The sequence below is a fragment of the Tsukamurella sp. USMM236 genome, assembly GCF_037148755.1.
Lineage (GTDB): Bacteria > Actinomycetota > Actinomycetes > Mycobacteriales > Mycobacteriaceae > Tsukamurella.
In genome coordinates this window covers 585657-606737 of record NZ_JBBCSS010000003.1, presented here as the reverse complement: position 1 = coordinate 606737, position 21081 = coordinate 585657, and the positions used below count along the sequence as shown (strand labels likewise).

At 72.0% G+C, this 21081-nt stretch carries 26 protein-coding genes; 15 read left to right on the top strand and 11 right to left on the bottom strand.

The genetic code is table 11. The features are described 5' to 3' along the window. Positions 1-89 precede the first annotated feature (89 nt). From pstS to WFK95_RS13995, 3 genes are all read right to left on the bottom strand, one after another. The gene (gene pstS / locus WFK95_RS14005; RefSeq protein ID WP_255603900.1) at positions 90-1175 is read right to left on the bottom strand and encodes a phosphate ABC transporter substrate-binding protein PstS; all 1086 of its coding nucleotides are present in this window, start codon (positions 1173-1175) and stop codon (positions 90-92) included. 169 nt (positions 1176-1344) lie between these two features. Continuing rightward, positions 1345-2220: a mycothiol synthase gene (gene mshD / locus WFK95_RS14000; protein WP_224649337.1), complete on the bottom strand. Its 876-nt coding sequence runs from the start codon at positions 2218-2220 to the stop codon at positions 1345-1347. Continuing rightward, complete coding sequence (locus tag WFK95_RS13995) at positions 2221-2955, bottom strand: winged helix-turn-helix domain-containing protein (RefSeq protein ID WP_224649335.1); 735 nt, start codon at positions 2953-2955, stop codon at positions 2221-2223. A 109-nt stretch (positions 2956-3064) separates the two neighbouring features. On the opposite strand from WFK95_RS13995, the gene WFK95_RS13990 reads away from it, so the two are divergent. The 10 genes from WFK95_RS13990 to WFK95_RS13950 all read left to right on the top strand — a co-directional run bounded on the left by WFK95_RS13990 (position 3065) and on the right by WFK95_RS13950 (position 9555). After that, a complete protein-coding gene (locus tag WFK95_RS13990) occupies positions 3065-3880 on the top strand; it encodes an LmeA family phospholipid-binding protein (RefSeq protein WP_336671050.1) in 816 nt (271 codons plus the stop codon). Between the two features lie 71 nt (positions 3881-3951). Further along, positions 3952-4035, top strand: a complete 84-nt coding sequence (locus WFK95_RS24755) for a putative leader peptide (protein WP_369123335.1) — start codon at positions 3952-3954, stop codon at positions 4033-4035. A gap of 132 nt (positions 4036-4167) precedes the next feature. After that, positions 4168-4995, top strand: a complete 828-nt coding sequence (locus tag WFK95_RS13985) for a sulfurtransferase (protein WP_224649331.1) — start codon at positions 4168-4170, stop codon at positions 4993-4995. 11 nt (positions 4996-5006) lie between these two features. Then, positions 5007-5312 (top strand): DUF1416 domain-containing protein, encoded by a 306-nt coding sequence (locus tag WFK95_RS13980; protein ID WP_068522737.1) that lies wholly within the window; start codon positions 5007-5009, stop codon positions 5310-5312. Positions 5313-5457: 145 nt separating this feature from the next. Then, the gene (locus tag WFK95_RS13975) at positions 5458-6501 is read left to right on the top strand and encodes an alpha/beta fold hydrolase (protein ID WP_336671049.1); all 1044 of its coding nucleotides are present in this window, start codon (positions 5458-5460) and stop codon (positions 6499-6501) included. A gap of 83 nt (positions 6502-6584) precedes the next feature. Next, entirely contained in the window at positions 6585-7115 is a 531-nt protein-coding gene (locus WFK95_RS13970; protein WP_336671048.1) for a methylated-DNA--[protein]-cysteine S-methyltransferase, read from the top strand. Beyond that, entirely contained in the window at positions 7112-7582 is a 471-nt protein-coding gene (locus tag WFK95_RS13965) for an RNA polymerase sigma factor (protein WP_336671047.1), read from the top strand. The genes WFK95_RS13970 and WFK95_RS13965 overlap by 4 nt, the downstream gene beginning before the upstream one ends. Further along, positions 7579-8181 (top strand): methylated-DNA--[protein]-cysteine S-methyltransferase, encoded by a 603-nt coding sequence (locus WFK95_RS13960; protein WP_336671046.1) that lies wholly within the window; start codon positions 7579-7581, stop codon positions 8179-8181. Before WFK95_RS13965 ends, WFK95_RS13960 begins: the two co-directional genes overlap by 4 nt. Beyond that, positions 8178-8885, top strand: coding sequence for a 2OG-Fe(II) oxygenase (locus WFK95_RS13955; RefSeq protein ID WP_336671045.1), 708 nt, complete (start codon positions 8178-8180; stop codon positions 8883-8885). The genes WFK95_RS13960 and WFK95_RS13955 overlap by 4 nt, the downstream gene beginning before the upstream one ends. Position 8886: 1 nt before the next feature. Continuing rightward, positions 8887-9555, top strand: a complete 669-nt coding sequence (locus WFK95_RS13950; protein ID WP_336671044.1) for an alpha-ketoglutarate-dependent dioxygenase AlkB family protein — start codon at positions 8887-8889, stop codon at positions 9553-9555. A gap of 8 nt (positions 9556-9563) precedes the next feature. Here WFK95_RS13950 and WFK95_RS13945 read toward each other — a convergent pair whose 3' ends face one another. From WFK95_RS13945 to WFK95_RS13925, 5 genes are read right to left on the bottom strand one after another with little or no spacing between them, the layout of a single operon-like run. Next, positions 9564-10187 carry a nucleoside/nucleotide kinase family protein gene (locus WFK95_RS13945; RefSeq protein ID WP_224649313.1) on the bottom strand — a complete coding sequence of 208 codons (624 nt, stop codon included), beginning with the start codon at positions 10185-10187 and terminating at the stop codon, positions 9564-9566. Next, the gene (locus tag WFK95_RS13940) at positions 10169-10996 is read right to left on the bottom strand and encodes a PfkB family carbohydrate kinase (protein ID WP_336671043.1); all 828 of its coding nucleotides are present in this window, start codon (positions 10994-10996) and stop codon (positions 10169-10171) included. Before WFK95_RS13940 ends, WFK95_RS13945 begins: the two co-directional genes overlap by 19 nt. Next, positions 10986-11780: an ATP-binding cassette domain-containing protein gene (locus WFK95_RS13935; protein WP_336671042.1), complete on the bottom strand. Its 795-nt coding sequence runs from the start codon at positions 11778-11780 to the stop codon at positions 10986-10988. The genes WFK95_RS13940 and WFK95_RS13935 overlap by 11 nt, the downstream gene beginning before the upstream one ends. Further along, positions 11777-12766 carry an ABC transporter permease gene (locus tag WFK95_RS13930; RefSeq protein ID WP_336671041.1) on the bottom strand — a complete coding sequence of 330 codons (990 nt, stop codon included), beginning with the start codon at positions 12764-12766 and terminating at the stop codon, positions 11777-11779. The genes WFK95_RS13935 and WFK95_RS13930 overlap by 4 nt, the downstream gene beginning before the upstream one ends. Next, on the bottom strand, positions 12733-13737 hold the full coding sequence (locus WFK95_RS13925; protein WP_224649305.1) for a substrate-binding domain-containing protein: 1005 nt from the start codon (positions 13735-13737) through the stop codon (positions 12733-12735). Before WFK95_RS13925 ends, WFK95_RS13930 begins: the two co-directional genes overlap by 34 nt. 133 nt (positions 13738-13870) lie before the next feature. Here WFK95_RS13925 and WFK95_RS13920 point away from each other — a divergent pair, with 133 nt between their 5' ends. Together WFK95_RS13920 and WFK95_RS13915 are read left to right on the top strand one after the other, a co-directional pair. After that, complete coding sequence (locus WFK95_RS13920) at positions 13871-14890, top strand: LacI family DNA-binding transcriptional regulator (protein ID WP_336671040.1); 1020 nt, start codon at positions 13871-13873, stop codon at positions 14888-14890. Between the two features lie 116 nt (positions 14891-15006). After that, on the top strand, positions 15007-15654 hold the full coding sequence (locus WFK95_RS13915; RefSeq protein WP_224649300.1) for an FABP family protein: 648 nt from the start codon (positions 15007-15009) through the stop codon (positions 15652-15654). Here WFK95_RS13915 and WFK95_RS13910 read toward each other — a convergent pair. Then, positions 15651-16346 (bottom strand): TetR/AcrR family transcriptional regulator, encoded by a 696-nt coding sequence (locus WFK95_RS13910; protein WP_336671039.1) that lies wholly within the window; start codon positions 16344-16346, stop codon positions 15651-15653. The genes WFK95_RS13915 and WFK95_RS13910 overlap by 4 nt on opposite strands. 90 nt (positions 16347-16436) lie before the next feature. Here WFK95_RS13910 and WFK95_RS13905 point away from each other — a divergent pair, with 90 nt between their 5' ends. Together WFK95_RS13905 and WFK95_RS13900 are read left to right on the top strand one after the other, a co-directional pair. Further along, complete coding sequence (locus tag WFK95_RS13905) at positions 16437-17387, top strand: ABC transporter ATP-binding protein (RefSeq protein WP_224649296.1); 951 nt, start codon at positions 16437-16439, stop codon at positions 17385-17387. Beyond that, complete coding sequence (locus tag WFK95_RS13900) at positions 17384-18934, top strand: hypothetical protein (protein WP_224649294.1); 1551 nt, start codon at positions 17384-17386, stop codon at positions 18932-18934. Before WFK95_RS13905 ends, WFK95_RS13900 begins: the two co-directional genes overlap by 4 nt. A gap of 219 nt (positions 18935-19153) precedes the next feature. Here the strand turns inward: WFK95_RS13900 and WFK95_RS13895 are convergent, their stop codons facing one another. Further along, a complete protein-coding gene (locus WFK95_RS13895) occupies positions 19154-19831 on the bottom strand; it encodes a DUF899 domain-containing protein (protein ID WP_224649292.1) in 678 nt (225 codons plus the stop codon). A gap of 49 nt (positions 19832-19880) precedes the next feature. Beyond that, complete coding sequence (locus WFK95_RS13890; RefSeq protein ID WP_336671038.1) at positions 19881-20414, bottom strand: pyridoxamine 5'-phosphate oxidase family protein; 534 nt, start codon at positions 20412-20414, stop codon at positions 19881-19883. Between the two features lie 78 nt (positions 20415-20492). Between WFK95_RS13890 and WFK95_RS13885 the strand changes: the two genes are divergently transcribed. Then, the gene (locus WFK95_RS13885; protein ID WP_224649287.1) at positions 20493-21068 is read left to right on the top strand and encodes a TetR/AcrR family transcriptional regulator; all 576 of its coding nucleotides are present in this window, start codon (positions 20493-20495) and stop codon (positions 21066-21068) included. The last annotated feature ends 13 nt before the right edge of the window (positions 21069-21081 follow it).

Below are 21081 nucleotides of genomic sequence, written 5' to 3'. Positions count from 1 at the left end.
GCGAAAATCGTCCTTCCGGCTGAGCCGGACGTCGTGCGAGTGCCATTGTGCCTGGCCGCCCGCACGACGCCCGGTGGTTCAGCAGTGTCTTACTGGATCGAGTCGATCGACTCGGTGAGCGTGGTGCGGAAGGACTCGGGGATCGGGGCGTAGCCCTGGCCCGCGAGCTGGTCCTGCGCCGGCTTGCTGGCGGCGACCTTGAGGAAGGTCTTCAGGCCCTTGCCGACCTCGGCGTCCGCGTACTTGGAGCACACGATCTCGTAGGTCGCGAGCACGATCGGGTAGGCGCCGGCCGCCGACGGCTTGTAGAAGCCCTCGGTGTCGATGACCAGGTCCTTGCTGCCCGGGGTCTTGAACTTGGCCGACTCGATGGTCTTGGCGACCGACTCGCTCGAGAGCTTCACGGCCTCGGGACCGGCCGAGGTGATGATGTTGGCGACCTGCAGCTTCTGCGCCTTGGCGAAGCTCCACTCGGCGTAGGTGATGGTGCCCTCGGCCTTGTTCACGGTCGCGGCAACGGCGGCGTTGCCGCTCGCGCCCTGGCCGGTGCCGCCCTTGAAGGCCTTGCCCTTCTTGTCGGCGGACCACTCGGCCGGCGCGGCGGAGCCGAGGTACTTCTGGAAGTTCTCGGTGGTGCCCGACTCGTCGGAGCGGAAGACGACGGTGATCGGCAGGTCGGGCAGCGCGGTGCCCTTGTTCTCGTCGGCGATCTCGGGGGCGTTCCACTTGGTGACGACGCCGCTGAAGATCTTCGCCAGGGTCGGGGCCGAGAGGTTCACGGCGACGTCGCCGGGCAGCTTGTAGGCGACGGCGATCGGGCCGAAGACGAGAGGGAGGTTCAGGGCGGGAGCGCCGCACTTCTCCTCGGCCTTCTTGGCCTGGTCGGCGTTGAGCGGCGAGTCGGAGCCGCCGAAGTTGGTCAGGCCCGAGGTGAACTCGGTGATGCCCTGGCCCGAGCCGTTGCCGCTGTAGTCGACGTTCGCGCCGGAGCAGTCCTGGGCGAAGGTGTTCTTGAAGACGGTCATGGCGTTGGCCTGCGCCGTCGAGCCGCTGCCCTTGAGCTGCAGCTTGCCGTCGCACTGCACGCCGGAGCCGCCGGCGGACGAGCTGCCCGCGGCCTCGCTCGACTCCTCGCCGCCACAGGCGGACAGGGTCAGGGACAGGGCGGCCACCATGGCCAGGGCCGATACGGATCCACGCTTGAAGTTCACCGAGATTCCTCCGGGTCGAGTCAGGACTGATCACCCCGGCACTTTGCGGGTGTCATCCAGCAACATAGGGAGGCCGGGTGTCCGAATCGGGTGTCCCGGGTGAACGGACGGGAAACTCGCCCGGTCGAGTGGATTACCGTAGTGCGTACGCGACGTGTCTTTCGCTTTCCTCAAAACCCAGCCGGGTATAGGTCCGCAGGGCCGCCTCGTTGTCGCCCTCCACGTACAGCTCCACCTCCGCGAGGCCGCGACCGGCCAGGTACTCCAGCCCGGCGGCGGTCAGCAACCGCCCCAGCCCGCGTCCCTGACCTGCGGGGGCGACCGCCACGATGTACACCTCGCCAAGGCCCGCGGCCGGATCGGCGACCTTCGTCCAGTGGAAGCCCAGCAGGCGGTCCTGCTCGTCGACGGCCAGGAACAGACCCGCCGGGTCGAACCAGTCGGCGCCGGTCCGCTCGTCGATCTGCTCGCCCGTCCAGCCGCCCTGTTCGGGGTGCCAGGAGAAGGCGGCGTTGTTCACCGCGAGGATCGCGGCGTCGTCGGCCGGGCCCGCGTAGGTCCGGACGGTCACCCCCGCGGACGGGGCCGGAACCGGGTCCAGCCCGGCGAGCGGGCGACGCAGGTTCAACAGGGTGCGCACCGCGGTCAGGCCGAGGCTCGCGGCGAGCGCGCGGGCGGCAGGGAGGTCCCCGTGCGCCCACACCGTGCCGCCGTCGCCCACGAGGTCGAGAGCCCCGGTCACCAGGGCGCGGCCCAGGCCCCGTCGGCGCTCCGACGGTGCGACGACCACCTCCGCCGCGCCGGGCCCGCCGGCCGGCGGCACCACGACCCCCGCGTAGCCCGACGGTGCGCCGCCCGCGCCCCGCGCGAGCACGTGCGGGCCGTCGCCCGCGATGCCGAGGCGGAACTGCTCCGAGAGCGGGCCGATGCCATCGGCGGCCTCCGCGGCGCCGGCGATCCCGAGCACCGCCTCCGCATCGGCGATCGGACCGCGCACCACGTCGACCATCTACATCTCCTCGAGATCCTCGTCCGTCGGTTCCATGTCCTCGACGGGGCGCTCGCCCTTGCCGCGCACGGGCCGCACCGCCTTGTAGCCCACGTTACGGACCGTGCCGATCATGCCCTCGTGCTCGGCGCCGAGCTTGGCGCGCAGGCGCCGGACGTGCACGTCGACGGTGCGAGTACCGCCGAAGAAGTCGTAGCCCCACACCTCCTGCAGCAGCTGGGCGCGAGTGAAGACGCGGCCCACGTTCTGCGCCAGGAACTTGAGCAGCTCGAACTCCTTGTAGGTGAGGTCGAGCGGCTTGCCGCGCAGGCGGGCCGTGTAGGTGCCCTCGTCGATGACCAGCTCGCCGAGGGTGACCTTGTCGGCCACCTCGTCCTCGCCGCCGGCGTCGCGCCGCGCGGCGACGAGCCGCAGCCGGGCGTCGATCTCGGCGGGCCCGATCGTGGGGAGGAGGAAGTCGTCGAGGCCCCAGTCGGCGCTGGCCGCGACGAGCCCGCCCTCGGTGAGCACCGCGACCACGGCCATCCGGCCCGCGCCCGTGCTGCCGAGCAGCCGGCAGAGGCCGCGCGCCGTCACCAGGTCGGTGCGGGCGTCCACGAGGGCGACCTCCGCCGGTCCGACCTCCAGCAGCGACGAGACGTCGGCGGGCAGCGTGCGCACCGTGTGCGGCAGCAGCGACAGCGACGGCAGCACCGTGTCCGGCTCCCGGTCGGACGTGAGCAGGATCAGATCCACATGCCCTCCCCACAGTGCGCGGCGGTCTCGAAGAAAATGTCGAATGTCAGAATAGCGGTGGTCAGAACGCCGCGCGTGACGGCGTCGGTGTCGACGAGAGGGTGCGAGCGTGGCGCAGGGGCAGGGACGGGCGTGGATCAGGCGGGTTCTGATCGCCCTAGCGACGCTCCTCACGGTCGCGCTGCTCGCCGAACTCGGATCCGCGGCGACGGCCGAGTACCGCCTGTCGCGCGAGCTGCGGGCGGCCGCGGGCCTGTCCGACGACCCCGAGGTGACGATCGGCGGGTTCCCCTACCTGACCTCGGGCGGGGAGCACCCGAAGCTGACGATCGCCGTCCCGGCGACGGTGCACGATCGCTCCGCCCGGCTCGAGACCGAGATGGCCGACGTCCGGATCCCGGGCGGCCTGCTGCCGACGTTCGCGCCGGACACCCCGATCGCCGCGGGGCACGTGGAGGCGCGCGTGCGGCTGGACCAGAAGACGGTGGGCCGGTACATGGACATCGTCGACCTGCAGGTGCACACGCCCGCCCCGAAGCGCGCCGGCGCGGGCAGCCCCGCCGACGGCTACGTGAAGGCGTCGAAGGGCATCGTCCTCACCGGCACCGTCCCCCTGCCCACCCCCGCCGAGCCGAAGCGCACCGTCCTGATCTCGGTCGCCGCGGACTTCACCAACGAGGGCGACGCGATCTCCGTGCGCGCCACCGGGATCTACTCGGGTCCCGAGGATCACGCGTCGGCGGACCTGCTGCCGGGCGAGGACCGGACGGTCCTGGCCGCCTTCACCCGGGTGCTGCCGCGGATGGCCCTGCCCTTCGGCGTCGCGCCCACGGGCGCGCGGGCGGAGAACGCCGACGTGGTGCTGCTCGGCGAGGCCGACGGGGTCACCGTCACCCCCGGCGCCTTCTACCGGCCGCTGGCCTGAGGCCCGCGCGCCGCTGAGGGCCCCGTGACCCTCCCGTGACGGAACCGCGCGGGTTGGGTATTCTCGGTCTCATGCGCAACCGCTGTGAGCTGCTGCTCACCCGCCGTCTGGCGGTCGATCTGTGCCGTATGGCCGGTTGTTGCTGTCTGGGCTAGTCCCGCCTCTCCCCGGGCCGGGTGCCCGATCCTCGGTGCATCCCCATGCCCTCCCAGCGCATCCGCGCACCCCTCGAAGTAGCGATTTCGCTGTCACTTCACGTCCATTAGGAATCAACGAAAGGGATCCTCATGGCTCGCTCCGACGTCCTGGTCTCCGCAGACTGGGCTGAGCAGAACCTCGACACCCCGGGTGTCGTCTTCGTCGAGGTCGACGAGGACACGTCGATCTACGACGACAACCACATCCAGGGCGCCGTCCGCCTCGACTGGCGCAAGGACCTGCAGGATCCGATCCGTCGCGACTTCCTCGACCAGGAGGGCTTCTCGAAGCTGCTCTCCGAGCGCGGCATCGGCAACGACGACACCGTGGTGCTGTACGGCGGCAACAACAACTGGTTCGCCGCCTACGCCTACTGGTACTTCAAGCTGTACGGCCACCAGGACGTGAAGCTGCTCGACGGTGGCCGCAAGAAGTGGGAGCTCGACGCCCGCCCGCTGTCGACCGACGCGGTGTCCCGCCCGGCCACGAGCTACCAGGCCAAGCCCGTCGACCTGTCGCTGCGCGCCTTCCGCGACGAGGTGATCGACTCGATCGGCAAGAAGAACCTCGTCGACGTGCGTTCGCCCGACGAGTTCTCCGGCAAGATCTCCGCGCCGGCGCACCTCCCGCAGGAGCAGGCGCAGCAGCGCGGCCACGTCCCCGGTGCGATCAACATCCCGTGGTCGACCACCGCGAACGAGGACGGCACCTTCAAGTCGGACGAGGACCTCGCGACGCTGTACGCGGAGAAGGGCTTCGACGAGTCCAAGGAGACCATCGCGTACTGCCGCATCGGCGAGCGCAGCTCGCACACGTGGTTCGTGCTGCAGGAGCTCCTCGGCAAGAAGAACGTCAAGAACTACGACGGCTCGTGGGTCGAGTACGGCTCCCTCGTGGGCGCCCCGATCGAGAAGTAAGGAAGACCATCATGTGTGGAGCACCGAAGCAGGGCCAGGTCCTGCCCGCAGGCGTCGACGTCGAGAAGGAGACCGTCCTGACCGGTCAGGTCCTCGACGGTGCCGGTAACCCCGTCGCGGGCGCGTTCGTGCGCCTGCTCGACGGCACCGGCGAGTTCACCGCCGAGGTCGTGGCCTCGGGCACCGGCGACTACCGCTTCTTCGCGGCGCCGGGCACCTGGACGCTGCGCGCGCTGTCCTCCGTGGGCAACGGCGACATCCAGGTCTCGCCCGAGTCGAACGGCGTCTACAACCAGGACATCACCGTCGCCAAGTAGGCCGGACAGGTGAGGGGCGCGCATCCGGATTCCGGGTGCGCGCCCTTTCCGTTTTCCGCTACCCGGCGGAAATCGGACGGGTAGCGTCGGGGATCAGTACCGATTCGGTACTACGTCGCGAATCCGCTACCCGAGGAGTCCCATCGTGCCCGCTCCCTCCGACGCCGAGTACTTCGAGCTCGGCGACGTCACGCTGCAGTCCGGCCACACCCTGCGCGGCGCCCGCCTCGCGTACAAGACCTTCGGCACGCTCAACGCCGACAAGTCGAACGTGATCGTCTACCCCACCTGGTACTCGGGCTGGCACACCGACAACGAGTGGCTCGTGGGCACCGACAAGACCCTGAACCCGGACGAGTACTTCATCGTCATTCCCAACATGCTGGGCAACGGCCTCTCGACCTCCCCGTCGAACGCCGCCTCGCCGTACGACCACGCCCGCTTCCCGCTCGTCACCTTCTACGACCAGGTCGAGGCGCAGCACCGCCTGCTCACCGAGAAGTGGGGCATCTCGACGATCGCGTTGGTCACCGGCTGGTCGATGGGCGCGGGCCAGACCTATCAGTGGGCGGTGAGCCACCCCGAGATGGTGCAGCGCGCGGCCCCGTTCTGCGGTTCCAGCCGCACCGCACCGCACAACCAGGTGTTCCTCGAATCCCTGCGCGAGGCGCTCCGGGCCGACGCGGCGTGGGCCGACGGCGACTACGAGCCCGCGCGCCCGCCGATCAAGGGCCTGCGCGCGTTCGCCCGGATCTACTCGGGATGGGGCTTCTCCCAGGCCTTCTACTGGAACGAGACCTGGCGCGAGCTGGGCTTCACCTCGCTCGACGACTTCCTCTACGGCTTCTGGGAGCAGTTCTTCCGCGACGGCCGCGACCCCAACAACCTGATCGCGATGATCGGCACGTGGCACGCCGGGAACGTCGGCAACACCCCCGGGTTCGACGGAGACCACGAGGCCGCGCTGCGCTCGATCAAGTGCCCGGTGCTGGCGATGCCCGCCGAGAAGGACCTCTACTTCCCGCCGGAGGACGAGGCGTGGGCCTCGCAGTTCATCGAGCACGGCGACGTGCGGGTGATTCCCGGCGTGTGGGGCCACTTCGCGGGCGGCGGCAAGAACCCCGTCGACACGGCCTTCATCGACGCCGGACTGCGGGAGCTGCTCGCCCGCCCCGGCTACACCGGGTAGCCCCTCGATTCTCCTGGAGATCCGGATCTCACGTTCCGCCCGCCCGCGGCGTCTACAGGGCAGGATCGAGACGAGGAGAGATCATGAGCACCAGGCACATCGTGGCGGAGACCACCCTCGGCGAGCTGACGCTCGTCGCCGAGGGACGCGCCGTGACCGGCGTGTACTTCCGCCACCACATCCGCCGGCCGGCGGAGTCGTCGTTCGGGGAGCGCGTCGCCACCGATGTCCTGCTCGACGAGGCGGCGCATCGGATCCGCGCTTACCTCGCCGGGGACCGCCGCGACTTCGACCTGCCGCTCGCCACCCACGGCAGCGACGTCCAGGAGGCCGTCTGGGCCGCCCTGCGGGAGATCCCGTACGGCACCACCACGACGTACGGCGCCCTCGCGGAGCGGCTCGGCTTCGTCACGTCGGCGTGGGGCGTGGGGCAGGCCGTCGGCGCGAACCCGCTGTGCGTGCTGATCCCGTGCCACCGCGTGCTCGGGTCGAACGGCACGCTCACGGGGTACGCGGGCGGCCTGCGCCGCAAGCGGATCCTGCTCGACGTCGAGGCCGCCGCCGGCGAGCCCTGGCTCCCGGGCATGGGCGCCCACACCCCGGGGGCGGCGTGAAACCACCGTTCGAGCGCCTCGTCGACGAGCACGCCGGCACGGTGCTGCGCGTCTGCCGCGCGATCCTCGGCCCGCACGACGCCGAGGACGCGTGGTCCGAGACCTTCCTCTCCGCGCTGCGCGCCTACCCGGACCTGCCGGAATCGGCGAACGTCGAGGCCTGGCTCGTGACCATCGCGCACCGCAAGGCCATCGACCAGGTCCGGGCGGCGCAGCGGCGCGCCGTCCCCGTCGACACCGTCCCGGAGCGCCCCGTCACCTCCGCCCTGCCCGACGGTGACCTCTGGGTCGCCGTCGCGGCCCTGCCGGACAAGCAACGGCAGGCCGTCGCGTACCGCTACGCGGCGGACCTGCCCTACGCCGAGATCGCCGAGATCCTCGGCGGCACCGTCGACGCCGCGCGCCGCGCGGCCGCCGACGGCCTCAAGAAACTCCGAACCACTCGCACCAGGGAGGAACTCTCATGAGCGAGAAGATCACCGACACCCTCTCGGCCCCGGCCGATACCGACGCCCTCGCCCGGCTCCGCGCCCGCCTCGCGGCGAGCGCCGAGGCGGACGGCCTGCTCGACATCGCCTACACCGTCGTCGACTCCCCCGTCGGCGGTCTGCTGCTCGCGGCGACCGAGCGCGGCCTGGTCCGGGTCGCCTACGCCCGCGAGGACCACGACGCCGTCCTGGAGACACTGGCGCAGAAGGTGAGCCCGCGGGTGCTGCGCGCGCCGCGACGGCTCGACGCGACGGCCCGCGAGCTCGACGAGTACTTCGCCGGCCGGCGGACCGCGTTCGACCTCCCGCTCGATCACGCCCTCTCGCACGGCTTCCGGCAGCTGGTGCAGAGCCGGCTGCCCGACATCGGCTACGGGACGACGCTGAGCTACAAGCAGGTGGCCGAGCTCGTCGGCAGCCCGGCGGCGGTCCGCGCCGTCGGCACCGCGTGCGCCACGAACCCGCTGCCCGTGGTGGTCCCGTGCCACCGCGTGGTGAAGTCCGACGGCGGCATCGGGCAGTACGTCGGCGGCGTGGAGGCGAAAGCCGCCCTGCTGGAGCTGGAGTCGGCCGCATGAGCGCCGCCCCGGGGCTCGACTCCGCCGACTGGGGCGCCGTCTCCGCCGAGCTCGACGCGGTGGGCGGGGCGCTCCTGCCCCGCCTCCTGTCCGACGAGCGCACCGTCGAACTGCGGGAGCTGTACGGGCGGGAAGAGCTGTTCCGCAGCACGATCGACATGGAGCGGTACCGGTTCGGCGCCGGGGAGTACCGCTACTTCGCCCGGCCGTATCCGGAGCCGATCGACGAGCTCAAACACGCGCTGTATCCGCACCTGCTGCCGATCGCGCGACGATGGTGGGAGCGGCTGGGCCGCGAGGCGCCGTGGCCCGACGACCTCGACGAGTGGCTCGCGATGTGCCACGAGGCGGGCCAGCGGAAGTCGACGGCGATCCTCCTGAAGTACGGCGCCGGCGACTGGAACGCGCTGCACCGGGACCTGTACGGCGACCTGGTCTTCCCGCTGCAGGTGGTGATCGCGCTCAACGATCCCGGTGTGGACCACGAGGGCGGCGAGTTCCTGCTGCTCGAGCAGCGGCCCCGCGCCCAGTCCCGCGGCACGTCCTTCACGCTGCCGCGCGGGCACGGCTTCGTGTTCACCACCCGCGATCGCCCGGTCCGCTCCGCGCGGGGCTGGTCCGCGGCGCCCGTGCGGCACGGGGTCTCGACGGTCCGCTCCGGCGAGCGGCACACGCTGGCCCTGGTCTTCCACGACGCGGCGTGACATGGGCTCCGACATGCTGTTCCCGCCCGACCGAGCCGTGGTCGACCTCGCGCCGGGCGCGTACCTGATCCGCGGCTGGCTCGACCTCGCGCAGCAGGAATGGATCGTCCGCCGGTTCCGGGAGTGGTCGACCGGGCCGGTGCCGATCCGCGCGGCGACGGTGCGCGGGCACCCGATGTCGGTGCGCACGGTGTGCCTGGGCTGGCACTGGCAGCCCTACCGCTACTCGCGGGAGGCCACCGATGTGAACGGCGCTCGCGTCCTCCCCTTCCCGGACTGGCTGGTGCTGGCCGGCCGGAGCGCGCTCGCCGACACCGGGCACGACGCCGGCGAGGTCGAGCGGTACACGCCCGACACCGCGCTGGTGAACTTCTACGACGAACGAGCCCGCATGGGCATGCACCAGGACAAGGACGAGGTCTCCCGCGCGCCGGTGGTCTCCCTGTCGATCGGCGACAGCTGCACCTTCCGGCTCGGCAACACGGAGAACCGGAACCGCCCCTACGCGGACGTGACGCTCGAATCCGGCGATCTCGTGGTCTTCGGCGGCCCGTCCCGGCTGGCCTTCCACGGCGTCACCGCCGTGCAGCCCGGGACGGCGCCGCCCGGCTGCGGCCTGGAGACGGGGCGGATCAACCTCACCCTCCGCGAGACCGGCATGGAGGGCTGACCTCGCAGCTAGGCCCCGTCGACGATGCGGTCCGCGCGCGGCGCCGTGGATTCGATGAGCCGGGCGTTGGTCTCGTCGGTGCCGTCGGCGCGTGCCCGGGCCTCTTCGGGGCCGCGGCCGAAACGCATGTGCCGCTCGATGAGTCGCTGACGACGCAAGGCGGGATCGATACGCAGGAACCACACCTCGTCGAGCGCGGCCCGGGCGCGGGGCCACGCGCCGGTCTCGGCGAGCAGGTAGTTGCCCTCGGTCACCACGAGCGGGACGTCCGGCGTCACCTCGATGGCGCCGCCGATCGAGGCCTCGAGTGCGCGGTCGAACCGCGGGGCGTAGACGGTGCCGTCGGCCGCGCGCAGGCGGTGCAGCAGCTCGGCGAAGCCGGCATCGTCGAAGGTGTCGATGGCGCCCTTGCGCCCCCAGCTGTCGTGCCGGCGCAGGACCGCGTCGTCGAGGTGGAAGCCGTCCATGGGGACCAGCACCGCGTCGTCGCCGAGCGCAGCCACCAGCTGCTCCGCCAGCGTCGACTTGCCGGACGCGGGCGCCCCGGCGATGCCGAGCAGAGCGCGCCCCGGCCGCGCGATCAGTTCCCGTGCGCGAGCGAGCAGCTCGTCCGTCACAGCGTCGCCAGCCACGCCCTCACCCCCGGGTATCGGCACTTCGCGGAGGCGTGAGCCGCCGCGAAGCGCAGTGCGTCGGCGACCGCCTCGCCCCGCGCGATCGCGAAGGCGTACGCGCCGTGCAGCACGTCGCCCGCCCCGAGCGTATCGACCACCGCCACCGCCGGAACGTCGACGGTGCCGTCGACCCCGCGGTCGCGGTACCGGATCGGCCCGGCACCGTCGGTCACGGCGAGGACGGGCGGCGTCGGGACATCCCCGGGCAGAACGAAGTCCGCGGAGCAGACGGCGTGCCCGGCGAGCGGCAGCAGGTCCGCGAAGACGGGGCGCCAGCGGCCGGCGTCGAGGATCGTCGTGACGCCCGCGGCTACGGCGCTGCGCATCGCGGACCGCGCGGAGGCGGTGCCGTGCCCGTCGAGCAGCACCACGTCGAAGCCCTCGGCGTGGATCGGCGGCACGGCGTCGGGGTACCCGGAACCGTCGAAGGAGACCACCTGCCGGTCGCCCGACGGGGCGTGGACCGTGACCGACGAGACGGGCGGCGCGAAACCCGGTGGGGCGAGGTCGAGGAGCTCGACCCCGCACGCGTAGAGGTCCTCGCACACGAGGCGGCCGAGGGCGGTGTCGCCGACCGGCGCGGCGAGCACCGCGCGCCCGCCGAGCGCGGCGAAGACCGCCGCGGCGTTCAGGGCGGGGCCGCCCCCGGAGACGTCCTGCCGGACCGCAGTGACCTTCCCGTTGCGGGGCGGCGATTCGTCGACGCGGGAGATGACGTCGACGGTGGCGAGCCCCACGAACAGGGCCCGGGGCCCGCTACGGCCCACCGCCCGCCTCCTCGTCGGTCGGCGCCAGCGCGCCCGTCATCAGCGCCACCACCTCGGACATGCTGCGCTGCTTCGGATCCACGACGGCGGCCCGTCGGCCGAGGCGGTGCACGTGGATGCGGTCGGCCACCTCGAAGACGTGCGGCATGTCGTGGCTGATGAGGATCACCGGCGTGCCCCGATCGCGGATCTGCCGGATGAGGTCGATGACCTGGCCCGACTCGCGAACGCCGAGGGCGGCGGTGGGCTCGTCCATGATGATCACCTTCTTGCCGAAGGCGGCCGCCCGCACCACCGCGACGCCCTGCCGCTGCCCGCCGGAGAGGGTCTCCACGGCCTGCGTCGGCGACGTGATGCCGATCTGCAGGTCCGCGAGGTACCCCGCCGCGGCGTCCCGCATGGCCCGCCGGTCGAGCTGGCGGAACACCGAGCCGAGGACGCCCGGCTTACGGATCTCCCGCCCCAGGTAGACGTTCGCGGCGATGTCCAGCGCGGGGATCACGGCGAGGTCCTGATACACGGTCTCGATGCCGGCGTTGCGGGCGTCCAGGGTGCTGCGGAAGTGGACCGGCGCACCGTCGAGCAGGATCTCGCCCTCGCTCGGGACGAGCGCCCCAGACAGGGCCTTGATGAGGCTGGACTTGCCGGCGCCGTTGTCGCCGATCACGGCCAGCACCTCGCCCGCCCGCAGCTCGAAGTCCGCGCCCGCGATGGCCCGGACCTGCCCGTAGTTCTTCACCAGGCCGCGGGCCTGCAGCACCGGCGTGCGATCGGCGGTGGTCACTGCTGCCTCCTGCGCGAGATCTGGTCCAGCGTGACGGCGGCGATGACGAGGACGCCGGTCGCGATGTTCTGGTACAGGTTGTCGATCCCCACCAGCGTGAGCCCGTTGCGCAGCACGCCGACGATGAGCGCGCCGACCAGCGTGCCCAGCACCGAACCGCGGCCGCCGAACAGGCTGGTGCCGCCGATCACGACCGCCGTGATGGTGTCGAGATTGGCCGTCTGGAAGGCGTTCGGATCCGCAGTCGGTATGCGGCCGAGCGCCGCCCACGCCGCGATCGCGGCGATGAGGCCGGACACCAGGTAGACGCCGAAGACCGTCTTGGAGGTCTTGATGCCGGCGAGCGACGCGGAGACGGGGTTGCCGCCCACCGCGTAGACGTGCCGCCCCGTGGCGGTGCGGTTGAGCACGTACCAGGCGGCGGCGTACACCACGAGAAGGGCGAGCAGGCCGAGCGTGAGCGGGAAGCCCGCGACGTCGAACCCCTTGCCCAGGAAGGTGAGCGGGCCGTCGGCCACGCGGTAGGTCTGCGAGCCCGCGTACAGCTGGGTCGCGGCCGCCACGATGGTGAACATGCCGAGCGTGACGATGAACGGCGGCAGCTTGAGCAGGGTCACGAGCGCCCCGTTGACCGCGCCGATCAGGAGGCAGACGCCGAGGGCGGCCACCATCGCCAGGATCGGGTCGGTGCCCGCCACCTTCGCCAGGACGACGGTGCCGAGCACACACGTCGCGCCGATCGACAGGTCGATGCCCGCGGTGAGGATGATGAGCGACTGCGCGACGGCGAGGATCCCGATCACCATGGACTGCTGCAGGATCAGCGAGATGTTGTAGCCCGTCGCGAACTGCGGGGTGAGGATGAAGAAGACCACGCAGGCGACGACGAGGGCGGCGAGCGGCCCCGCGAGAGGCTCCCGCAGGACGCCCGCCAGGGACGGCCGGGCCAGGCTCACGCCTGTCCCCAGCAGTTCTGCGCGCCCCACGCGGTGTCCTTCGACTCGACGCCGGCGACCGGCTTGTCGGTCACCAGTTGGGATCCCGTGTTGGTGAAGCCGGTCGGCTTGGTGCCGTCCTTGGCGAAGGCGACCACCGCGTCCACGCCCTGCTCGGCCATCTTCGCCGGGAACTGCAGCACGGTGGCGCCGATGACGCCCTTCTTCACGTTGTCCACGCCCGTGCAGCTGCCGTCGATCGAGCCGATCGCCAGTTGCGCCGCCTTGCCCGCCTTCTTCGCCGCCTCGTACCCGCCGGCCGCCGCGGGCTCGTTGATCGTGTAGAGCGCGTTGGCGTCCGGGACGCGCTGCAGCAGGTTCTCCATCGCCGTCTGCGCCTTGGTCTGGTCGCCGTTGGTGGTCTCCTTGCCCGCCACCTCGGGCGCGTTCTCCGCCAGCCCGATGCCCTGCAGGAAGCCCTGGTGCCGGAACTCGGAGACGGTGCTGCCCGGGGTGCCGTCGAGCATGAGCAGCTTCGCCGGCTGACCCGCGAGCGCACCCTTGACCCACGCGCCCTGCAGGCGGCCGGCCTCCTTGTTGTCGGTGGCGAAGGTGGCGTCCACGGCGCTCTCGGGGTCGGTCGCGGTGTCGAGGGCGATGACGACGACGCCCGCGTCGCGGGCCTTCTTGATCGCCGCGAGGATGCCCGTCGACGAGTTCGGGGTGATGAGGATGCCCTTGACGCCCTGGCTGACCAGGTTCTCGATCGCGGCGACCTGGCCCTCGTTGTCCCCGTCGAACTTGCCGGCGAGCGCGACGAGGCTCGCGCCCTTCGCGTCGGCCTGCTTCTTGGCGGCCTCGCGGATCTTCACGAAGAACGGGTTCGTATCGGTCTTGGTGATCAGGCCGACCTTGACGTCGCCCGACGAACCGCCGTCGCGGTTGCAGGCGGCCACCGAGGTGAGGCTGACCGTGAGGGCGCAGCACACCGCCGCGATGCGCAGGCTCTTCCGATTCGACATGAGGACTCCATTCGACTGTGTTGCGGATCACACGACTGACGAGTGGCTGCGACGCTATACCCGCAGCTGAAACCCGCGCAAGGGTTTGCGCAAACGCTTGCGCCACCGAATCGCGTGCGGGCAGACTGGGCCGATGGGAAACATGGCCGACGTCGCCGCCGCCGCCGGCGTGTCGATCAGCACCGTCTCCCACGTCATCAACGAGACCCGGCGCGTGGACCCCCGCACCCGCGACGCGGTGCTCGCCGCGATCGCCTCCACGGGCTATCGGCGGAACGCCCTGGCGGCCGCGCTCGCGACGTCGCGGTCGGGCGTCCTCGCGCTGAGCATCGCCGCCGGACGCAACCCGTACTTCGGCCCCCTCATGCGCGCGATCGAGTCGCGCGCCAGCGAGCTCGGCTACACGCTGATGATGGGCGACTCCCACGACGACACCGAGATCGAGCACCGCCTCGTCGGCTCGCTGCTCGATCGCCGTGTGGACGGGCTGATCATGGCGCCGTCGCCGGGATCCGAGGAGCGGACCATCCCGACCGTCCAAGCGGCAGGGACGCCCCTGGTGCTCATCGACCGACTCTCCCCCGCCGACGTCGACCAGGTCGCGTCCGAGGGCGCCGAACCCGTCGTCCGGCTCACCACCCACCTCGCCGAACTCGGCCACCGGCGCATCGGCGTCCTGACCGGCCGGCCCGGCATCCAATCCACGGAGGAGCGGACCGAGGGCTTCGTCCGCGCCATGGACGCCGCGGGGCTGCGCGCCGCGCCCCGACACGTGCGCTGCGGCGACTCGCGCGCCGACGAGGCCCGCGTCCAGACCCTGGCCATGTTCCGCGCGCGGGCGCCGCGGCCCACCGCCCTCGTCGTGCTCAACAACGAGATGACGGTCGGCGCGATGCGGGCTCTGCGCGATCTGGACCTGCGCGTTCCCAACGACGTCGCGCTCGTCGCCTACGACGACTTCGAGTGGTCCGACCTGTTCTCCCCCGGCCTCACCGCCGCGGCCCAGGACGTCGAGGCCATCGGACGGCGGTGCGTCGACCTCCTCGTCGAACGGATCGAGGGATTCGACGGTCCGCGGCGGGTCGAGAGATTGCCCACAGCCTTCCACCACCGCGACTCGTGCGGTTGCGAGCGGCCGCACGCCGGGGGTTAGTATCGAGGCCATGGTCATCTTCTTCGAGATCCTCATGGCGGTGGCGTCGGTCGCGATCTTCGCGTTCGCGATCTTCGTGATGTACCGCGTCCTCACCGACGGGCAGTAAGCCCGCCGTGACCGACGAGGCCACCCCCGACGCCTCCGTCTCCGCCGGTACCGGTCAGGAGGCGCTGGACGCCGCCGTCGAGCGCGCCGAGACCACCTCGTCGCGCAACATCTCGAACCTCCCCGGGCTGCCGCTCGCCGACGACACGGCGAACCTGCGGCAGGGCCCGGACCTGCATTCCGGCCTGCTCGGCCTGCTCCCCCTCGTCGGCATCTGGCGCGGCGAGGGCGAGGGCCACGACGCGGCCGGCGACTACCACTTCGGGCAGCAGATCGTCGTCAGCCACGACGGCCAGAACTTCCTCTCGTGGGAGGCGCGGTCCTGGAAGCTGGACGACAAGGGCGAGTTCTCGGAGCCCGACCTGCGCGAGGCCGGCTTCTGGCGCATCGGCGAGGACGACGAGATCGAGTTCGTCGTCACCCACGCCAGCGGCATCGTCGAGCTCTACTACGGCAAGCCCGTCTCCCAGACCGCGTGGGAGCTCGAGGCCGACGTGGTGATCCGCTCCAAGTCGTCGCCGCTCGCCGGCGCCGCCAAGCGGCTGTACGGCCTCGTCGAGCAGGGTGGCGCGCTCGCCTACGTCGAGGAGCGCATCGACGCCGACGGCGAGCTCATCCCCCGCCTGAGCGCCAAGCTCAACCGCTACGCGGGCTAGTCCCCCGGCGCGATCCCCTCGGGATCATTCGGCGCCGCAGCCCCCGGCGCGGGCGGAACCCCCAACCGACGCAGGGTGTCGATCGCGCCCGCGATGTGCGCGTGCCAGTCGTCCCCACCGCCGGCCTCGTGCCAGTTCCGCAGTGCGGCGACGAGGGACCACAGGATCGCGTTCGCGATCACCCGCGCCTCGTAGCGGTCGTACCGCCCTCCGGCGACCACGGATTCCGCGAGATGCTCGGTCGCCTCGTCGATCATGAGGAACGCCGCAGCGCGCACCGAGGGGATCTCGAACCAGAGCCGCGCGCGGATCGGGGCCGTCTCGTCGAGCTCGTCCTTCGTCTCGACCGACATGTCGATGACCGCCTTCGTCACCGCCTCCCAGGGTGGGACCCCTTGCGCAAGAAGATGTCCCATCGTCGCGAGCGATCGCGAGTCGAAGGCGTCGGTGAGGATGAGCCCCTCTTTCGTGCCGAAGTACCGGTAGACGGTGCTCGGTGAGACCTCCGCCTCGGCCGCGATCTTCTCGACCGTGACCCAGTCGAAACCCCGCTCGTCGATCATCCGCAGCGCCACCCGCTGGATGTGGACCATCGCGGCCATCTTCTTGCGCTCGCGGAGAGTCGGCTGCGGCGCCGGGCCGTCCGCGTGCCCGGCGGCATCGCGCACCGCGGTGTTCATCGGCTCCGGCATCAGGACCCCTTCCTTCGATCACCATCCATTCTGACAGTCACTCGCAGAATCATCTTCCCAAGGGCGGACGAAAGTCGTACAGTCACTGTCATGAGCAAGTCACTGTCAGTTTCCGCATCAGGCCTCCGCAAGAACTTCGGCCGGTCCGTCGCGCTGGACGGACTGGACCTCACCGTCGAGGAGGGCGAGGTGCACGGCTTCCTCGGCCCGAACGGCGCGGGCAAGTCGACCACCATCCGCGCGCTGCTCGGGCAGTTGCGGCTCGACGGCGGCGAGGCCCGGGTCTTCGGTCTCGATCCGCGCGCGGACGCGTCGGCGGTCCACGACCGCCTCACCTACGTGCCCGGCGACGTCTCGCTGTGGCCGGGCCTGAGCGGCGGCGAGTGCATCGACGTGCTCGGTGGCCTACAGGGACACCTCGACCCGCGTCGCCGCGACGAGCTGATCGAGCGCTTCGAACTGGACCCGCGCAAGAAGGCCCGCACCTACTCCAAGGGCAACCGGCAGAAGGTCGCGCTCATCGCCGCCCTCGCCTGCGACGCGGACCTGTACGTCCTGGACGAGCCCACCTCGGGGCTCGACCCGCTGATGGAGGCGCACTTCCAGGACGCGGTCCGCGAGCGCAACACCGAGGGCCGGACGGTCCTGCTGAGCAGCCACATCCTCGCCGAGGTCGATGCGCTGTGCCACCGCGTGACCATCGTCCGCGCGGGCGTCACCGTCTCCACCGGCACGCTCCGGGAGTTGCGCGCCGGCACCCGCACCGCGATCGACGCCGTCACCCCCGCGCCGCCCACGGGCCTCGAGGGCCTGCCCGGCGTCGCCGACCTCCAGACCGCCGGCACCGCCGCGGGGATCCGCACGCGGCTCACGGCCTCGCACGCCGGGCTGGCCGGCGCCGTCGCCGCGGTCGCGGCCGCCGGGCCCACCGAGCTCGCGGTGCACCCTCCCAGCCTGGAGCAGCTCTTCCTCGGTCACTACCGCGACGAGGCGGACGGCGCTGAGGCGGGCAGCGCCGAGACCGCGGGGAGCAACCGATGAACGGCCTCGTCACCGTGATCAGGCTGCGCCTGCGCTCCGGGCGGGTGGGCCTGCTCGCCGCGCCGGCGGCGATCGCGGGCCTGGTCGCGGTGACGGCCGTGAGCATCGCCGGCCTCTACGGCACCGCGGAGGCCCGCGCCGGGTACGCCGCCTCCATCGGCGACTCCGCGGCGGGCGCGGCCTTCAACGGCCGCGGCTACGACCTGGACACCGCCGGCGGCATCACCGCGCTGGAGGTCGGCCTGTTCGGCCAACTGCTGGTGGCGGCGTGCGGCATCGGCCTGGCGATCCGGCACACGCGCCGCGAGGAGGAGTCCGGCCTCACGGAACTCATCACCGCGACGCGCATCGCCCCGCTCGCGCCCCTGGCCTCCGCGGCGATCGTGATCGGCGGCGCGTGCACGGCCGCGGGCGTCCTTTCAACGCTCGCCACCGGAAGCGCCGGCTACGGCGCCGGGATCGGGCTGCTGATGGCGGCGTACGCGGGCGTCGGCCTCGTCGCCGGACAGCTCGCGCAGACCGCCCGCACCGCGTGGGCCCTCGCGCTGGGCTTCCTGCTCGCGACCTTCCTGGTCCGCGCGACGGTCGACGGCCGCGGCCTCGACGCCACCTGGCTGAGCCCACTCGGCTGGCCCGCCGAGATCCGCCCGTTCGGAGCCGCGCCGCAGCTGTGGCCGCTGGTGGCCCTCGCCGCGATGACGGCGCTGACGACGGCCGGCGCGGTGGCGATCGCGCGGCGCCGCGACCTGGGCGCCGGCGTGGTGGCGCCGCGGCTCGGTCCGCCGCGGGCGCGAGCGCGGCTCGCCTCGCCGCTGGGCTTGGCCGCCCGGCTCGCGGCCGGAACGCTGGTCGGTTGGGCGGCGTTCGCCGCCGTCTGGGCGGCGGTGTTCGGCGCCCTCTCGCACGAGGTGACCCGCCTCATCGACGCGAATCCCGCTCTGCTGGAGGCGATGGGGGTGCGGTCTGCGACCGACCTCGTGAGCAGCCTCGCGCTCCTGTTCATCGCGCTCAGCGCGGGCGCCGCGGGGCTCAGCACCGCCGGCACCCTCTCGGCGGAGGAATCGGAGGGCCGGCTCGGCCTCGTCGCCGCGACGCGCGTCCCGCTCCGGACCTGGTGGCCCTCCTGGGGCGCGGTCGCGCTCGCGGGCGCGGGCGCTGTCCTGCTCGGCGGCGCCGCGGTCCTGGGCGTCGCGACGGCGCTCGCGACCGGGCGCGGAGCGGAGGTGGGCTCGGCCCTCGCGGCGGGCGCCGGCTACCTGATCCCCGTGGCCGTCATCGTCCTCGTCGGGCTCGCCTCCCGGGCGGCAACCGTGCGCCCCGTCCTCCTCGGGTGGGTCGCGCTCGCCTGGGCGGGCGTCGTCGGACTGCTCGCGGAGACGCTGCGGCTGCCCGGCTGGGCGCGGGACCTGTCCCCGCTGCACGCGGTGGGGACCCTGCCGATCGACGCGCCGGACCTGACCGCCACCGTCGTCCTCGGGGCGCTCGCCGTCGTGCTCGGCGCGGCGACGCCGGCCCTCGCCGCGCGGCGGGACCTCGCCGCGGGCTGAGCCGCGCCGGCCCCGGAACGGAAACAGGCCCCGGGTGCGTGAACATCACGCGCTCCCGGGGCCTGCCGTATTCCAGGTGGGTGGCCGCCTAGCGGTCAGCCACCTCCTTGATCCTGAAATTCACCATTTCTTGGATCACCTCCTTTCCGTTGACGTCTTCGACGCTACGCCCGCTCCTGGGCGTCGGCAACGGAATTATCCGGAGGGCGAACATGCTGGTCAGGCGCCGTACCAGCCGGCGATCTGCTGCGAGGACGCCCATCCCGAGTAAGTCTCCTTCTGCGGCCATCCCTCGGGGGCGTCCTGCCACTTCTCCTGCCGGCCGTAGGGCAGCGCGTCGAGGATGCCGAACAGGTAGCTCAGCTGCTCCGAGCCGCGGCCCTCGGTGCCCCAGACCCGGTAGACGGTGTCGCCGTCGCGGACGAAGGTGTTGAGCCCGAAGCCCTCGCCGGGCCCCGCGCCCACGTCGGCCCCGAAGGTGCTCCCGGCGCTCGAGTACCAGGTCATGGTGTTGCCGACGCGCTGCTTGTACGCCAGCACCTCGTCGATCGGGCCGTTGGTGACGATCACGAAGCGCGCGTCCCAGTTCGCGAGCGAGTCGAGCCGCGTGAATTGCGAGGTGTACCCGGTGCACCCCGGGCACTGCCACTCGTTCCCGTCGGTCCACATGTGGTGGTACGTGAGCAGCTGCGAGTGGCCGTCGAAGACGTCGGCGAGGGTCACCGACGATCCGTCCTCGGCGATCAGCCGGTACTCGGGCAGCTCCACGGCGGGCAGGGCGCGCCGCTGCGCGGCGATGGCGTCGAGCTCGCGGGTGGCGGCCTTCTCGCGGATGCGGAGTGCGTCGAGCTCCTTCTGCCAGGTCTCGCGGTCGACGACGGTGGGAATGGCGTTCATGACGGGTTCCTCTCTCGGGGTGGGAGTCTCGGGACGGACATGGCGGGGCTCAGGGCCGGAAGCGGGTCTGAGCGAAGTGATCGCCGCGGGAGAACGACAGGACCTTGTCGGGGCGCACGCCGAAGACGGGGAGCGAGGCGGCGTCCGGGTTGGGCGCGAGCCCGTCGGCGTGGTGGCGGAAGCCGTCGTCGTCGACGTCGTAGGGCCAGTCCAGCCGGTCGCGCCACATCCGCGCGAGGGTCTCGAGCACGGCGCGATCGGTGCAGCGCTCGACGCGGCCCTCGACGACGACGTCGAGCCCGTGGCGGTACGCGTCGGTCCCGGTGGTGAGGACGCAGCGCTGATCGTGCACGAGGTTCCGCGCCTTCTGCTCCTCCCAGCCGGTCACGAAGTACAGCGCGCCGTCGAGCCACATCGCGGGCAGCGGGCACACGTGCGGCCTCCCGTCGGCGCGGACGGTGCTGAGCCGGAACATCTCGGCACCGTCGAGCGCCGCGGCGACCTCCGCCCACGACGTGGCGACGGCCCCGGGGCTGCTGAACTCCGGGTGCAGGACCGGCTCGGGCGTCGTGCTGGTGGTCATCGCGCCTCCTGGCATGTTCACAGCGTCCACATCTGTTATGTTCACACCGTACACTTGAGGGACGGGGGACACAAGGGCATGGCGTACCACCACGGTGACCTGGCGCAGGCGCTGGTCGACGCGGGCCTCGAGGTGACGCGCGCCGGCGGACCGTCGGCGCTGACCATCCGTGAGGTCACCCGCCGGGTCGGGGTCAGCCCCAACGCCGCGTACCGCCACTTCCCCGACCGCCTCGCGCTCCTGCGGGCCGTGAGCGCCGCGATCGAGCAGCGGATGGCCGACGCGATGCCCGTCAGCCCTGGCCAGGGCCCCGTCGAGCGCCTGCGGGCCGTCGGCCTCGGCTACATCGCCTTCGCGCTCGCCGAGCCGGGCTGGTTCTCGGTGTGCTTCTTCGGCGACGAGGCACCGGACCCGGAGTCGCTCAACGGGATCCCGCCGTACGTCGCGCTGTCGGAGGCCCTGGACCTCCTGGTGCACGCGGACCTGCTGCGCCCGGAGGCCCGACGGTCCGCCACCTGGTCCTGCTGGTCGATGGTCCACGGCTTCGCCGAGATGGCCCTGCGCGGCCCGCTGCACCACCTGCCGGGCGATCAGCAGTGGCCGCTCGCCGAGGCCGCGGTCGACGCGGCGATCGCGGGAATCCTGCGCGACTGAGCGCGGCGGAGCA

What these genes read in the sequence shown, in the direction of transcription:
- WFK95_RS13985 (WP_224649331.1), top strand. Translation starts at nt 4,168, where the DNA reads ATGGCTCGCTCCGACGTCCTGGTCTCCGCAGACTGGGCTGAGCAGAAC.
- WFK95_RS13900 (WP_224649294.1), top strand. Translation starts at nt 17,384, where the DNA reads ATGAACGGCCTCGTCACCGTGATCAGGCTGCGCCTGCGCTCCGGGCGG.
- WFK95_RS13925 (WP_224649305.1), bottom strand. Translation starts at nt 13,737, where the DNA reads ATGTCGAATCGGAAGAGCCTGCGCATCGCGGCGGTGTGCTGCGCCCTC.
- WFK95_RS13890 (WP_336671038.1), bottom strand. Translation starts at nt 20,414, where the DNA reads ATGACCACCAGCACGACGCCCGAGCCGGTCCTGCACCCGGAGTTCAGC.
- WFK95_RS13970 (WP_336671048.1), top strand. Translation starts at nt 6,585, where the DNA reads ATGAGCACCAGGCACATCGTGGCGGAGACCACCCTCGGCGAGCTGACG.
- WFK95_RS24755 (WP_369123335.1), top strand. Translation starts at nt 3,952, where the DNA reads ATGCGCAACCGCTGTGAGCTGCTGCTCACCCGCCGTCTGGCGGTCGAT.
- WFK95_RS13980 (WP_068522737.1), top strand. Translation starts at nt 5,007, where the DNA reads ATGTGTGGAGCACCGAAGCAGGGCCAGGTCCTGCCCGCAGGCGTCGAC.
- WFK95_RS13920 (WP_336671040.1), top strand. Translation starts at nt 13,871, where the DNA reads ATGGGAAACATGGCCGACGTCGCCGCCGCCGCCGGCGTGTCGATCAGC.
- WFK95_RS13885 (WP_224649287.1), top strand. Translation starts at nt 20,493, where the DNA reads ATGGCGTACCACCACGGTGACCTGGCGCAGGCGCTGGTCGACGCGGGC.
- WFK95_RS13960 (WP_336671046.1), top strand. Translation starts at nt 7,579, where the DNA reads ATGAGCGAGAAGATCACCGACACCCTCTCGGCCCCGGCCGATACCGAC.
- WFK95_RS13905 (WP_224649296.1), top strand. Translation starts at nt 16,437, where the DNA reads ATGAGCAAGTCACTGTCAGTTTCCGCATCAGGCCTCCGCAAGAACTTC.
- WFK95_RS13910 (WP_336671039.1), bottom strand. Translation starts at nt 16,346, where the DNA reads ATGCCGGAGCCGATGAACACCGCGGTGCGCGATGCCGCCGGGCACGCG.
- mshD (WP_224649337.1), bottom strand. Translation starts at nt 2,220, where the DNA reads ATGGTCGACGTGGTGCGCGGTCCGATCGCCGATGCGGAGGCGGTGCTC.
- WFK95_RS13950 (WP_336671044.1), top strand. Translation starts at nt 8,887, where the DNA reads ATGGGCTCCGACATGCTGTTCCCGCCCGACCGAGCCGTGGTCGACCTC.
- WFK95_RS13955 (WP_336671045.1), top strand. Translation starts at nt 8,178, where the DNA reads ATGAGCGCCGCCCCGGGGCTCGACTCCGCCGACTGGGGCGCCGTCTCC.
- pstS (WP_255603900.1), bottom strand. Translation starts at nt 1,175, where the DNA reads ATGGTGGCCGCCCTGTCCCTGACCCTGTCCGCCTGTGGCGGCGAGGAG.
- WFK95_RS13895 (WP_224649292.1), bottom strand. Translation starts at nt 19,831, where the DNA reads ATGAACGCCATTCCCACCGTCGTCGACCGCGAGACCTGGCAGAAGGAG.